A 13693-nucleotide genomic window follows, 5' to 3' on the forward strand; every position below is an offset into this window, starting at 1 on the left:
GACGGCCCCCTACACCTATGCAAGGTTATGGGAGCATGTGATGCTGGCGAACAAGCGAATTCTGCTGATCATTGGCGGCGGCATTGCGGCCTATAAGTCTTTGGCATTGATCAGACTTTTGAAAAAATCCGGGGCTGCGGTGACGCCGGTTCTGACCCGCGCAGGAGCGGAGTTTGTAACGCCGTTGTCGGTCAGCGCCTTGGCCGGTGAGAAGGTTTACTCTGCGCTGTTCGATTTGACCGACGAAGCCGAGATGGGCCATATTCAATTGTCCCGCGTCGCTGATCTGATCGTGGTGGCCCCGGCAACTGCTGATTTGATGGCGAAAATGGCGGGTGGGCGGGCGGATGATCTGGCTTCGACCCTGCTGCTTGCGACAGATACCGCGGTGCTGGCGGCGCCTGCAATGAACGTGCGGATGTGGCAGCACGCGGCGACGCAGCGCAGTCTGGCGCAACTGCGCGAGGATGGCGTGCGGTTTGTCGGCCCCAATGACGGCGACATGGCTTGCGGCGAATTTGGGCCGGGGCGGATGGCCGAACCGGAAGAGATTGTCGCAGCGATTGAGGCGGCTTTGGCGGTGGGGCCATTGGTCGGCCGGCATGTGCTGGTGACATCGGGGCCGACGCACGAACCTATTGATCCAGTGAGATATATTGCCAACAGATCATCGGGGGCGCAGGGCACGGCGATTGCGGTGGCGCTGCGCGATCTGGGGGCGACAGTGACGTTTGTGACCGGGCCCGCAGCGGTGCCCGCCCCCAATGGAGTGGCGGTGGTGCGGGTAGAGACTGCGGCGCAAATGCTGGCGGCTGTCGAGGCCGCTTTGCCCGCCGACGCGGCGGTCATGGCGGCTGCGGTCGCCGATTGGCGGGTGGCGAATGCCAGCGGTCAAAAGATGAAAAAGCACGGATCAGGGCAAGTGCCAAGCTTGGAGTTTGCCGAAAACCCGGATATTTTATCCAGCGTTTCCAAGGGGCTGATGCGACCCAAACTGGTCGTAGGCTTCGCTGCCGAAACCGAGCGCGTCGCGGAATATGCCGCCGCCAAACGCTTGCGCAAGGGCTGCGACTGGATTGTCGCCAATGATGTATCGCCGCAGACGGGCATCATGGGCGGAACTGAAAATGCGGTGACGCTGATCACCGAAGCGGGCGCCGAGGTTTGGCCGCGCATGGGCAAGGATGCAGTGGCGCGGGCCTTGGCGGCCCGGATTGCGGCCTCCTTGGCCTAAGGAAAAGCAACATAGATTCATTGGATTAGGCTTGATGGATTTCGATAGAGCGTGATCTTGTAACTGCCGGGCCGTCGCCGTTTTGGCAGCAAGAGGATCGCAAAGGGGACGGTGATGACCTTGGTGCAAGTGATGTGGGAAGATTGGGCGGACCGCGCGGTGCCGCTGCCCAGCTATCAGACCGCCGGATCGGCGGGGGCGGATGTCTGCGCCAACTTGGCCTTCGCCGACCGGGCGGGCGGAATCGTCATCGCGCCGATGGCACGGGTTGTGGTGCCGACTGGAATTCGTGTTGCGATTCCAATGGGCTATGAGATGCAACTGCGGCCCCGGTCTGGCTTGGCGCTGAAATTCGGCATCACATTGCCAAACACGCCGGGCACGATCGACAGTGACTATCGCGGGCCTTTGGGGGTGGCCTTGATCAATCTGGGCACGTCACCCTACACGGTGCAGCACGGCGACCGGATTGCGCAAAGCGTGATTGCGCCCGTCGTGCAAGCAAGCTTTCAAGTGGTTGATATATTGGATGAAACCGGACGCGGTCAGGGCGGTTTCGGCTCCACAGGGCTGCGCTGATGCTGGTTTTGTGGCTTATGCTTGGATTGTGGTGTCTGGGCTGGGTGATGGGCACGCCAAAGCGGGTCCGATGGGGGGCGATTGCCGCGCTCTGGGTGGCAGTGATCTTGGCCAATCTGGCGCTGCCTTTGGGGCATCCTGTGCGCACAGCGACGGGCGGAGACGCGCGGGTTTGGGGCGTGGCAGCTTTGGCCCTAGGGGTGATCTTGGGGTATCGGTACATCCTTAACTATCTGAAAAATAGTATTAAACTGACCAGCCCGGCAGAGGCGCCAGCCGCTTTTTCCGACGGCGAAGTGGCGCGATATGCCCGTCATATCTTGCTGCGCGAGATTGGCGGCCCGGGACAGCGCAAGTTGAAAGCGGCGCGGGTTTTGGTGGTGGGGGCTGGCGGGCTTGGCTCGCCGGTGCTGCTGTATCTGGCGGCGGCCGGGGTGGGGGAAATTACGGTGATCGACGATGACAGGGTCGATACCAGCAATTTGCAGCGCCAGATTATTCATAGAGATCAGCATATTGGCATGACTAAGGTGCAATCTGCGGAAATTGCGATGCGTGCGCTTAACCCGTTTGTCACCGTGACACCCCATAGGCTGCGCTTGGATGAATCCTCGGCTACGATGGTGGCGGCGCATGATCTTGTGCTGGATGGCTCGGACAATTTCGACACCCGCTATCTGGTCAACCGGCTGTGCGTGCAGGCTGGCAAGCCGTTGATTGCGGGCGCAATTACGCAATGGGAAGGGCAGCTTTCGATCTATGACGCGGCGCAGGAAAGCCCTTGTTATGAATGTGTTTTTCCGGTGCGGCCCGCGCCCGGCATGGTGTCCAGTTGCGCGGAGGCCGGGGTCGCTGCAGCCTTGCCGGGGGTGGTCGGGTCGATGATGGCAATGGAGGCGATCAAGCTGATCACCGGGGCGGGCGCGCCGCTGCGGGGGCGGTTGCTGATCTATGATGCGCTTTATGCTGAGACGCGGGTGATCGTTGTGAAGCGGCGGGAAGATTGCGCAGTTTGTGGTGTAAGCCATTGAGGGTGCTTTGTTAATTTTCTGGTTTCTGAAAAATTAACGATATGGAAAAGATACAGGAACGATACGGAAAGCGGCCATATCTCTTGCCGTTTGGCTTGCGTTAATCTTTCTCGGGCAAGCTGGACGAATCAGGAGGTTACAAGGTTTGAACTCATGAGTTGGCTTGCAATGTGGATGCGATGGCGCAGGTGGTTTATCTTGCAACTGGTGCAGTGGGCCGATTTGCGCCCCCTTGCCCCCGGTATGCAATCCCGGTCATACTCTTGCATCCACTCTGTGACAGGGAGTTCACATATGAAGATTTCTGCCGCCCTTGCCGGGCTTGCCTTTGCTGCGATGAGCGTTTCTGCCGTTTTTGCAGAGGATTTGCCGGATATGGCTGGCAAAGAGATCACCATTGTCACCGAGAACGCCTATCCGCCGCTGCAATTCGTCGACAAATCGGGCGCTGCGGTCGGCTGGGAATATGACGCAATCGCCGAAATGGCGAAGCGGATGAATTTCAAGGTGAAATACGAGAATACCTCTTGGGATGCGATGATCCCAGCGGTGTCGGACGGTCAGTATGATATGGGGATGACCGGCATCACCATCACGGATGAGCGTAAGGGCAAGGTGGATTTCTCGGAGCCTTATCTGCGCTCGGAAATGCTGATGATCGTGCGCGGCGATGAGACTCGGTTCACTGATGCCGCAAGTTTTGCGGCGATGCCGGATCTGCTGGTTTCGGCCCAACCCGGCACCTCGCCGTTTTATGCGGCGATTTACAACGTGTTGGATGGCAATGAAGAGAACCCGCGCGTGGTCAAGTTTGAAACCTTTGGCGCAGGTCTTGAGGCCCTGAAAACGGGCGATGTCGATCTGACCTTGTCGGATTCGACGGCGGCGCAAAGCTATGTTGCGGCCTCGGACGGCAAGTTGAAGCTGATCGGCGGGCCGCTGGCCAGCGAGGATTTTGGCTTTATCTTTCCGAAAGGTTCCGAGTGGGAAGCGCCGATCAATGCCGGGATTGCGGCACTGAAGGCGGATGGCACGTTGGATGCGCTGAATCAGAAATGGTTCGTCGAATACAAGGCCGAATGAAGTCAGCGGCCCCGGCAAAACCCGGGGCCTTTTCCCATGAAGGCATTGAAAGACCCTGATTTTCCGTGGTGGCTGGTGGCGCTTGGCGGCATTGGCCTTGTGCTGTTTTATCAGATCTGGGCGAGCGAGGTTTATTCCTCGGCGATGCGATTGCTGGCCAAGGGGATCTGGCTGACGGTTTTTGTGACCGTGGTGGCGTTTGCGATGGCCTGCGTGCTGGGGCTGCTGCTTGCAGTGGCGGGCATGTCGCGGTTTCGCGCGGTGCGGCAGGTGGCGCGGTTTTACATTGAGGTCGTGCGCGGCGTACCGATCATGGTGTTGCTGCTGTACGTGGCCTTCGTGTTGGCGCCGGGGGTGATCTATGGTTGGAACTGGTTGACCGGCCCGCTGGGGTTCGAGCCGTTGCGGACGCGCGATTTTCCACTGTTGGGGCGGGCGGTTCTGGCATTGACCTTGGCCTATTCGGCGTTTTTGGCCGAGGTGTTTCGGGCAGGTTTGCAAGCGGTGGATAAGGGGCAGATTGAGGCCGCGCAGGCTTTGGGGCTGTCGGGCTGGCAGCGGTTTCGGTTTGTGGTCTTTCCGCAGGCGTTTCGGATGATTTTGCCGCCCTTGGGCAATGACTTTGTGGCGATGGTGAAGGATTCGTCCTTGGTGTCGGTGCTGGGCGTCGCGGATATCACGCAACTGGGCAAGGTTACGGCGGCGGGCAATTTTCGGTACTTTGAGACCTATAATCTGGTGGCTTTGCTGTATTTGACGATGACGGTGGGCCTGTCTTTGGTGCTGCGGCGGCTAGAGGCGCGGTTGAAGGCGCGTGATCAGCGCTGATCTGAAGGCGCGCGTGCCGCGCAAGTTTTTTGAGCGCTGGCGCGCGGTGGGTGCTTGGTGCGCCGCGCGGTTTTGGCTTGTGGGGCTGCGCTTTACGCGTGGGGCGATGCCTCCGGCGGGAGTATTTCAAAAAGAGCAATGCTGAGGCTGGACCTTGGGTGGTGGCGTGCCTAGCTTTGGCGCAAAGGAGATTTGCGATGAATGTTTTGTTGGGCGCTTGGGACGGGGAATTTGGGCTGCCGCCGTTTGCGGTGATTGAAGACGCGGATTTTGCACCGGCTTTTGATGCAGCTTTGGCGGAAGCGCGGGCGAATATTGCGGCGATCACAGCGCAGGCGGAGGTGACGTTTGCCAATACGATTGAGGCGATGGAACTGGCCGAAGGAGCGTTGGACCGGGTGGGCGGGGTGTTTTACAACCTTGCTGGTGCAGATTCGACCGCGGCGCGTGAGGCGTTGCAAATGGAGCTTGCGCCGAAGATGTCAGCTTTCGCGTCAGAAGTGACCAACAACGCCGCGCTGTTTGGCCGGGTGGAAGATTTGTGGCAGCGGCGTGATGGCTTGGGTCTTTCGGCGGAGCAACTGCGGGTTTTGACGCTGTATCGGCAGATGTTTGTGCGATCGGGGGCGTTGTTGGCCGGGGATGAGGCCGCGCGGTTGACGGCGGTGAAATCTCGGCTGGCGGTATTGGGCACCACGTTCAGCCAGAACTTGCTGGCGGATGAGCGGTCTTGGTTCATGGAATTGGCTGAGGCTGATCTTGAGGGGTTGCCGGATTTTGTGGTGGCTTCGGCGCGGGCGGCGGGGCTTGAAAAGGGTGCGTCTGGGCCGGTTGTGACTCTGTCGCGGTCATTGATCGTGCCGTTTTTGCAGTTTTCACCGCGACGGGCGTTGCGGCAGAAGGCTTATGAAGCTTGGGGGCTGCGCGGGGCGAATGGCGGCGCGACCGACAATCGCGCGGTGGCGGCAGAGATTTTGGCTTTGCGGGCCGAGCGGGCGGCGTTGCTCGGCTATGCCAGTTTCGCCGATTACAAGCTGGAGCCGGAAATGGCGAAAACGCCTGCGGCGGTGCGGGATTTGTTGATGCGGGTTTGGGCGCCGGCCAAGGCGAAGGCTTTGGAGGATGCGGCGGTTTTGGAGGCACGCTTGCACGCCGATGGCATTGCCGGGCCGCTTGAGCCTTGGGATTGGCGCTATTATTCCGAGAAGCGGCGGGTGGCAGAGCATGATCTGGATGAGGCAGTGTTGAAGCCGTATCTGGGGCTGGAGGCAATGCTCGCGGCGCAGTTCGATTGTGCCAATCGGCTGTTTGGCTTGGAGTTCCGGGCCTTGGACATCCCGCTTTATCATGCCGATGCAAGGGCTTGGGAGGTGACGCGGAATGGTGTGCATATTGCGGTGTTCATTGGCGATTACTTTGCGCGGGGATCGAAACGCTCGGGGGCTTGGTGTTCGGCGATGCGGTCGCAGCGCAAATTGGGTGGTGATCAGCGGCCCATCGTGGTGAATGTGTGCAATTTCGCCAAGGGTGATCCGGCGCTGTTGTCTTATGACGATGCGCGCACGCTGTTTCATGAATTTGGCCATGCGTTGCATCAGATGCTGTCGAATGTGACTTATGGGTTTATCAGCGGCACATCGGTGGCGCGCGATTTTGTCGAATTGCCGAGCCAGCTTTACGAGCATTGGATGGAAGTGCCGGAGGTGTTGGAGAAGCACGCGCGGCATTGGCAGACGGGGGCGGCGATGCCTGCCGATCTGATCAAGCGCTTGCTGGATGCCGGGACCTATGATCAGGGGTTCTCGACAGTGGAGTTTATTTCCTCGGCCTTGGTCGATCTGGCGTTTCACGAGGGGGCGGCACCCGCTGATCCGATGCAAAAGCAGGCCGAGGTGTTGGAAGCTTTGGGCATGCCGCGCGCGATCAGGATGCGGCATGCGACGCCGCATTTCGCGCATATCTTCTCGGGTGACGGCTATTCCAGCGGCTACTATTCCTACATGTGGTCTGAGGTGATGGACGCCGATGCGTTTGCGGCGTTTGAAGAGGCGGGGGATGCGTTTGACCCCGCGACGGCGGCGCGGCTGGAGCAGTTTATTCTGTCGGCGGGTGGGTCGGAAGAGCCGGATGTGCTCTACACCAAATTCCGCGGGCGGATGCCGGGGGTGGAGCCATTGTTGAAGGGCCGCGGTTTGTTGGAAGAAGTCTAGGAACCAACGCAAGATCAAGGCGTTATCGCCGCGCAGTATTTTGGAGTTCGCGCGGCGATGATGAATTATTTTGACCTGACGTTTGATGCGCAGGAAACCGCGTCGCATCTGATCAAGCTGGTGCTGGCTTATCTTTTGGCATTGCCAATCGGGTGGAACCGCGAGCGGGAAGAGCGCAGTGCGGGGATCAGGACGTTTCCGCTGGTGGCGATGGCGGCTTGTGGGTTTGCGATCATTGCGATTGGGGTTTTGGGCAAGGACAGCCCCGAGCAGGCCAAGGTGTTGGAGGGCTTGATCACCGGGGTTGGCTTTATCGGTGGCGGTGCGATCCTGAAGCAAGGCGCGCAGGCGCGGGGCACGGCGACGGCGGCGAGCCTGTGGGCGACCGGGGCCTTGGGCGCGGCGGTCGGCTATGGTTTGGTTGATATTGCGGTGATTTTGAGCGTGGTGACCTATGTGGCGCTGCGGATCCTGTCGCCGCTGAAAGAGGCAACGCGGGATATGTCAGTGCCGCAGGGTGCTGGGCGGGATGCCGAATTGGGCGCGGAAGGCGCGGGACAGGCTGGAAGCTGAGGAAAAGCCGCAGCGCAAAGCCACTTCGGCCAAGGGGTGGCGGGTGTCATTGATCATCCGGCGCGCGGCGGCAAGGCGCAGGCCAAGCGCATGGGCGGCGGGGGTCAGACCCAGATTTTCATAGAAAATCTGCTCTAACCGGCGCGGCGAAAGCCCAATGGCGGCGGCGATCTCGGCTGTGGTTTCGGGCGCATCCAGCCGCGCCTCCATCCGGGCGATGGCGCTGGCGACGCGGGTATCAAGGCGGGGGTCGGGTTTGGTCGCGGCCATCTGCGGCTCGGCTCCATCGCGGGCGGTGGTGATGAAGCTGGCGGCGACTTGCAGCGCCAAAGCCGGGCCATGGCGGGCGCGGATCAGGTGCAGCATCAGATCGCAGGCCGGGGCGGCGCCACCTGCGGTAAAGCGGTTGCGGTCGATGACAAAGCGGTCGGGGGCGACGTCGATCTGCGGATGTTGGCTGGCGAAATCCTCAAGATCCTCCCAATGCACGGTGGCTTTATAGCCGTTGAGCAGTCCCGCGCGGGCCAGAACCCAAGCGCCTGCGTCGATGCCCCCCATGGCCGCAAAACGCGGTGCATTGCGGGCAAGGTCGCGGATCAAGGGTTGCGGTGCGGCCTGCCATTGCTGAAAACCAGCGATCACCACCAGCGCATCGGCACCCTCGGCGGCGGTCAGCGGGCCGTTCGAGGGCAGCTCTATCCCGCAGGTCAACGGCACCGGGCGGCCATCAGGCGAGACGACGCGCCAGCGGTAGGCCTCGTGTCCGATATGGCGGTTGGCCGAGCGGAGCGGGTCGAGGGTTGAGGCGACTTCGAGGATTGACGACTGCGGCAGCACCAGCAGGGCCAGCGTCAAGGGCGCTGTGGCGGCGCTGAAGATTGGGCCTGTGAAGATTTTTGCGGGTTTTGCCATGAATGTTGCGTAAATCGTCAAGCGCGGCGTTGCAAGGCCGCTATGGTGTGGGCAACCGAATTGGAGGATTCCCATGCCCTTGGCCATGAACCGCGAAGTTTTCATCACCGCTGCTGTCACCGGATCGGGCGGCACGCAGGACCGCAGCCCGCATGTGCCGCGCTCGCCCGAACAGATTGCGAAATCGGCGATTGATGCGGCGAAGGCGGGGGCGGCGGTGGTGCATTGCCATGTGCGCGATCCGGAGACGGGGAAGCCTTCGCGTGATCTGGCTTTGTATCGCGAATTGACCGAGCGCGTGCGCGACTCTGGCACCGATGTTGTGCTGAACCTGACTGCGGGCATGGGCGGCGATCTGATGTTCGATGGCACCGAAAAGATGGGTCAGATGGCGGGCCATTCCGACATGGCCGGGGCTACGGCGCGGGTGGCGCATGTGCTGGAATGTCGGCCCGAGATTTGCACGCTTGATTGCGGCACGATGAATTTCAACGAGGCCGATTATGTGATGGTCAACACCCCCGGCATGTTGCGGGATATGGCCAAACGCATGACAGCGGCGGACGTGCGGATCGAGATTGAGGCGTTTGACACCGGGCATCTGTGGTTGGCGAAAGAGTTGGCGCGCGAAGGCGTGATCCCGGCGCCGACCTTGGTGCAGCTGTGCATGGGCGTGCCATGGGGTGCGCCGGACGATTTGAACACCTTCCTTGCGATGGTCAACAATGTGCCAGCCGACTGGCATTGGAGCGCTTTTGCGATTGGCCGCAACCAGATGCCCTATGTCGCGGCTTCTGTCTTGGCCGGGGGGAACGTGCGGGTCGGGTTGGAAGATAACCTGTGGCTGGACAAGGGCGTGCTGGCGACCAACGCGCAACTGGTCGAGCGGGCGGTGACCATCATCTCGAACCTTGGCGCGCGGGTGATTACGCCTGCCGAGGTGCGGGCGAAGCTGAAGCTGGAGAAGCGGGCGCCGTTGGCGAAATGAGGCCCATGTTGAAGCCCGCATTTCTGGTCTTCGCTGTGATGTTTCTGGTTTCTTGCGTGGACGGATATGAGCGGCCGCCAAAGACCAGCGACGAGAAGGCGATGGCCGCAAGCTGTCAGGCGGAAGGTGGGCAGTTCGCACGGACCGGAATCGCCGCGCAAATGACTTACTGCAAAAAGCCGGAGCAACCTGCAAAGGATGCGGGGAAATCCTGCTCTGACGGTAGCCAATGCGAAACTCAAACTTGCCTCGCCGCGACCAAAACCTGCGCGCCGGTTGTCAACCGATCCTACTGCGAGCCGATCTTGGAGCGAGGCGAGACTATCAATGTGCTTTGTGCCGATTGAGATAAATCAATGGGCAAGCAAACGATATGAAACGGATGGAACGATGACCAGAAAAGCAGCAATCATTGGTGGCGGTGTAATCGGCGGCGGCTGGGCGGCGCGGTTTTTGCTCAACGGCTGGAACGTGTCGGTGTTCGACCCGGACCCGCAGGCGGAACGCAAGATCAGCGAAGTGATGGCCAATGCGCGGGCGGCTTTGCCGGCGCTGAGTGATGTGCCGATGTGTGCCGAGGGCGTGCTGTCCTTCGCACAGACCATCACCGAAGCCGTCGAAGGCGCGCATTACATTCAGGAAAGCGTTTCTGAACGGCTGGATCTGAAGCATCGCGTGTTTGCACAGATCCAACAATCGGCGGAATTGGGCACGCCGATTGGTTCATCAACCTCTGGCTTCAAGCCATCCGAGTTGCAGGAGAATGCCGCGAACCCGGCGACGATCTTTGTCGCCCACCCGTTCAACCCGGTTTACCTTTTGCCACTGGCCGAGGTTGTGCCCTCGCCGAAATCCGACCCGGCGGTGATCGAGAACGCCAAGACAATCCTGCGCGAAATCGGCATGTTCCCGCTGCATGTGCGCAAGGAAATCGACGCCCATATCGCCGACCGTTTCCTGGAAGCCGTCTGGCGCGAGGCGCTTTGGCTGGTGAAGGATGGCATCGCCACCACCGAGGAAATCGACGAAGCGATCCGCATGGGCTTTGGTCTGCGCTGGGGTCAGATGGGGCTGTTTGAAACCTATCGCGTCGCGGGCGGCGAGGCCGGGATGAAGCATTTCATGGCGCAGTTCGGCCCCTGCCTGACCTGGCCCTGGACCAAGCTGATGGACGTGCCCGAGTTCAACGACGAACTCGTGGACCTGATCGCGGGCCAATCCGATGCGCAATCGGGCCACCACACCATCCGCGAGTTGGAGCGGATCCGCGACAGCAACCTGATCGGCTTCCTGCGCGCGCTGAAGGATCGCAACTGGGGCGCGGGCAAGGTCCTGCGCGAGCATGACGCGGCCCGCGCTGTTGCTTTCCATGCTGAAATCGACACCGCACCGAAAGCCGAGCCTTTGGTATTGGCGCATATGCAGGTGCTGCCGGTGTGGATCGACTACAACGGCCACATGACCGAAAGCCGCTATTACTTCGCCAATTCCGAAACCGTCGACGCCTTCCTGCGGCTGATTGGGGCGGGGATGGATTATGTGGCGGCGGGGAATTCGTTCTACTCGGCCGAAACCCATATCCGCCATCTGGGCGAGGCCAAGCTGGGCGACAAGCTGACCGGCACGATCCAGATCATCAGCGCCGATGAAAAGCGCTTTCGTTCCTTCGTGCGGATCATGAAGGGCGACGATTGCGTCGCCACGATTGAGCAGCTTTGCTTGCATGTGAACATGGCCACGGGCAAATCCGCCCCCGCTTCGGCAGAGGTTTGGGGCAAGCTGAAAGCCATCGCTGATGGTCACGCCGCGCTGCCGTTGCCCGAAGGTGCGGGCCGTGCTGTGGGGCAGAAAAAGTGAAACGCGTTCTGATCACCGCAGGCGCGACTGGCATTGGTCTGGTGATGGCGCAAGCCTTTGCCGGGGCGGGCTATCGCGTGTGGGTGACGGATGTGGATGCGGGCATGGTGAGCGCTTTGCCCGCAGGAATCCGTGGCTCGGTCTGCGATGCCAGTCAGGAACCCGCGATGCAGGCGCTGTTTGCCGACGTGGCGCGCGACTGGGGCGGGCTGGATGTGCTTTGCGCCAATGCCGGGATCAAAGGGCCGACGGCGGGCATTGAGGATATGCCGCTTGACGGTTGGCATCAGTGTCTGGCGGTTAATCTCGATGGCGCGATGCTGGCCGCGAAGCACGCCGCAAGGCTGATGAAACCGGCGAAATCGGGCGTGATGATTTTCATCTCGTCCACCTCGGGCCTCTATGGCACACCGTTCCGCGCGCCCTATGTGGCGGCGAAATGGGGCGTCATTGGGCTGATGAAAACCGTGGCGATGGAGCTGGGGCCGCATGGCATCCGCGCCAACGCGATCTGCCCCGGCTCGGTCAATGGCCCGCGCATCGACCGGGTGATTGAGGCGGAGGCGCAGGCCAAGGGCATGACGCCCGATGCGGTGCGCCAAGGCTATGCGGCGGGCACGGCGCTAAAACGGCTAAGCGACCCCGAAGATGTGGCAGCGATGGCGCTGTATCTGGCCTCTGACGGCGCGCGCATGGTGTCGGGTCAGGCGCTGGCTGTCGATGGCATGACGTATAATGTTGATCCGTAAGGAAAAGTAAGATGAATTTTGGTCTGTCTGAAGAACAACAGATGATCGTGGACACCACCCGCGCCTTTGTGGAGAACGAGTTGTTCCCGCATGAGGCCGAGGTCGAACGCACCGGGGTTCTGCGCCGCGAACTGTTGAAGGAAATCTCGAAAAAGGCGGTGGAGGCCGGGCTTTACGCCGCCAATATGCCCGAAGAGGTCGGCGGCGCTGGCCTCGACACCCTGACGTGGTTGCTTTACGAAAAGGAACTTGGCAAAGCCAACTATGCGCTGCACTGGAACTGCGTGGCACGGCCTTCCAACATCCTTCTGGCCTGCACACCAGAGCAGCGCGAGAAGTATCTGTTCCCCTGTATTCGGGCGGAAAAGCACGACTGTCAGGCGATGACCGAACCGGGATCAGGCTCTGATCTGCGCTCGATGAAGGCTTTCGCGAAGGCAGATGGCGACGATTATGTCCTGAATGGCACCAAGCATTTCATCAGCCACGCGGACGTGGCCGATTTCGCGATTGTCTGGGTGGCGACGGGCGAGGAAGACACGCCGCGCGGCCCGAAAAAGCTGATCACGGCGTTTCTGGTCGATAAAGGTACGCCGGGTTTCACCGTGCGCGAGGGTTATCGCAACGTGTCGCACCGTGGCTACAACAACATGATTCTGGAGTTTGACGATTGCCGACTGCCTGCCAGCCAGATCCTCGGCGAGGTGCATAAGGGCTTTGAGGTCGCCGGCAAATGGCTGGGGGCGACGCGGTTGCAAGTGGCGTCAACCTGCCTTGGGCGGGCAGAGCGCGCGCTGGGCCATGCGATCAGCTATGCTGCCGAGCGCAAGCAGTTCGGCCAGCAAATCGGCAAATTCCAAGGCATCAGCTTCAAACTGGCCGATATGGCGATGGAGTTGAAGGCTGCGGAATTGCTGACACGCGAGGCCGCTTGGAAATACGATCAGAACACGGTGACCGAGGCCGATATGTCGATGGCCAAGCTGAAAGCGACCGAAGTGCTGGCGATGATCGCGGATGAGGCAATCCAGATCCACGGCGGCATGGGGTTGATGGACGAATTGCCGCTGGAACGCATCTGGCGCGATGCGCGGGTGGAGCGTATCTGGGAAGGGACTTCGGAAATCCAGCGCCACATCATCAGCCGCGAGTTGTTGCGGCCCTTTGGCGCCTAGTGAAAGGCCTTGAACATGACGGAAACACCGCGTCCGGTGATCACGTTAAGCTATTGCACCCAATGCAACTGGCTTTTGCGCACGGCTTGGATGGCGCAGGAATTGCTGTCGACTTTTGGGCAAGACATCGCCTCTGTCACGCTGATCCCGGCGACGGGGGGGCTGTTTCAGATCACGCTGGATGGCGAAGTGATCTGGGATCGCAAGGAAAAGGGCGGCTTTCCTGATGTGAAGGTGCTGAAGCAAATGGTGCGGGATCGGGTGTGGCCAGAGCGTGATCTGGGGCATATCGACAGGGCGACAAAAGATCAGGGCTAGCGCCTGCCGCCAGCCCCGGGGCGCTGCCCCGGACCCCGGGATATTTAGGAACAGATGAAAGTAACGCGATGTTAAGCTCTTTGCGTCAGAATCACATCACCGAACAGGCGGGGACGCCGATGACGGTAACGGGTGAAACCTCCCTGTCCGTGTTGG

Annotated in this window: 14 protein-coding genes; 13 read left to right on the top strand and 1 reads right to left on the bottom strand. The window is 60.7% G+C overall.

The features are described from left to right. The first annotated feature begins 40 nt into the window (after window positions 1-40). The 7 genes from coaBC to QQJ98_RS02140 all read left to right on the top strand — a co-directional run bounded on the left by coaBC (window position 41) and on the right by QQJ98_RS02140 (window position 7538). A complete protein-coding gene (coaBC, locus tag QQJ98_RS02110) occupies window positions 41-1234 on the top strand; it encodes a bifunctional phosphopantothenoylcysteine decarboxylase/phosphopantothenate--cysteine ligase CoaBC (RefSeq protein ID WP_284323659.1) in 1194 nt (397 codons plus the stop codon). Window positions 1235-1348: 114 nt separating this feature from the next. Beyond that, complete coding sequence (dut, locus tag QQJ98_RS02115) at window positions 1349-1813, top strand: dUTP diphosphatase (protein WP_431307778.1); 465 nt, start codon at window positions 1349-1351, stop codon at window positions 1811-1813. Further along, complete coding sequence (locus QQJ98_RS02120) at window positions 1810-2844, top strand: HesA/MoeB/ThiF family protein (RefSeq protein ID WP_284323796.1); 1035 nt, start codon at window positions 1810-1812, stop codon at window positions 2842-2844. Before dut ends, QQJ98_RS02120 begins: the two co-directional genes overlap by 4 nt. 294 nt (window positions 2845-3138) lie before the next feature. Further along, window positions 3139-3927: a transporter substrate-binding domain-containing protein gene (locus QQJ98_RS02125; RefSeq protein ID WP_284323661.1), complete on the top strand. Its 789-nt coding sequence runs from the start codon at window positions 3139-3141 to the stop codon at window positions 3925-3927. Between the two features lie 36 nt (window positions 3928-3963). After that, window positions 3964-4755 (top strand): amino acid ABC transporter permease, encoded by a 792-nt coding sequence (locus QQJ98_RS02130; protein ID WP_284323662.1) that lies wholly within the window; start codon window positions 3964-3966, stop codon window positions 4753-4755. A gap of 197 nt (window positions 4756-4952) precedes the next feature. After that, the gene (locus tag QQJ98_RS02135) at window positions 4953-6965 is read left to right on the top strand and encodes a M3 family metallopeptidase (protein WP_284323663.1); all 2013 of its coding nucleotides are present in this window, start codon (window positions 4953-4955) and stop codon (window positions 6963-6965) included. Window positions 6966-7022: 57 nt separating this feature from the next. Continuing rightward, window positions 7023-7538: an MgtC/SapB family protein gene (locus tag QQJ98_RS02140; RefSeq protein WP_284323664.1), complete on the top strand. Its 516-nt coding sequence runs from the start codon at window positions 7023-7025 to the stop codon at window positions 7536-7538. Here the strand turns inward: QQJ98_RS02140 and QQJ98_RS02145 are convergent. After that, on the bottom strand, window positions 7470-8450 hold the full coding sequence (locus QQJ98_RS02145) for a GlxA family transcriptional regulator (RefSeq protein ID WP_284323665.1): 981 nt from the start codon (window positions 8448-8450) through the stop codon (window positions 7470-7472). The genes QQJ98_RS02140 and QQJ98_RS02145 overlap by 69 nt on opposite strands. Window positions 8451-8523: 73 nt before the next feature. Here QQJ98_RS02145 and bcoG point away from each other — a divergent pair, with 73 nt between their 5' ends. Genes bcoG through QQJ98_RS02175 form a run of 6 tightly spaced genes read left to right on the top strand, consistent with a single transcriptional unit; the run spans window position 8524 to window position 13537 of the window. After that, entirely contained in the window at window positions 8524-9438 is a 915-nt protein-coding gene (gene bcoG / locus QQJ98_RS02150) for a 3-dehydrocarnitine:acetyl-CoA trimethylamine transferase BcoG (RefSeq protein WP_284323666.1), read from the top strand. A gap of 8 nt (window positions 9439-9446) precedes the next feature. Continuing rightward, window positions 9447-9785 (top strand): hypothetical protein, encoded by a 339-nt coding sequence (locus QQJ98_RS02155; protein ID WP_284323667.1) that lies wholly within the window; start codon window positions 9447-9449, stop codon window positions 9783-9785. 43 nt (window positions 9786-9828) lie between these two features. After that, on the top strand, window positions 9829-11295 hold the full coding sequence (locus QQJ98_RS02160) for a carnitine 3-dehydrogenase (protein ID WP_284323668.1): 1467 nt from the start codon (window positions 9829-9831) through the stop codon (window positions 11293-11295). Next, complete coding sequence (locus QQJ98_RS02165) at window positions 11292-12044, top strand: SDR family oxidoreductase (RefSeq protein ID WP_284323669.1); 753 nt, start codon at window positions 11292-11294, stop codon at window positions 12042-12044. The genes QQJ98_RS02160 and QQJ98_RS02165 overlap by 4 nt, the downstream gene beginning before the upstream one ends. An 11-nt stretch (window positions 12045-12055) precedes the next feature. Next, window positions 12056-13219, top strand: a complete 1164-nt coding sequence (locus QQJ98_RS02170; protein WP_284323670.1) for an acyl-CoA dehydrogenase family protein — start codon at window positions 12056-12058, stop codon at window positions 13217-13219. 15 nt (window positions 13220-13234) lie between these two features. After that, window positions 13235-13537 (top strand): Rdx family protein, encoded by a 303-nt coding sequence (locus tag QQJ98_RS02175; protein WP_284323671.1) that lies wholly within the window; start codon window positions 13235-13237, stop codon window positions 13535-13537. Window positions 13538-13693: the final 156 nt, after the last annotated feature.

It is taken from the genome of Cypionkella aquatica, from assembly GCF_030161095.1.
In the GTDB taxonomy this organism is placed as follows: Bacteria; Pseudomonadota; Alphaproteobacteria; order Rhodobacterales; family Rhodobacteraceae; genus Cypionkella; species Cypionkella aquatica.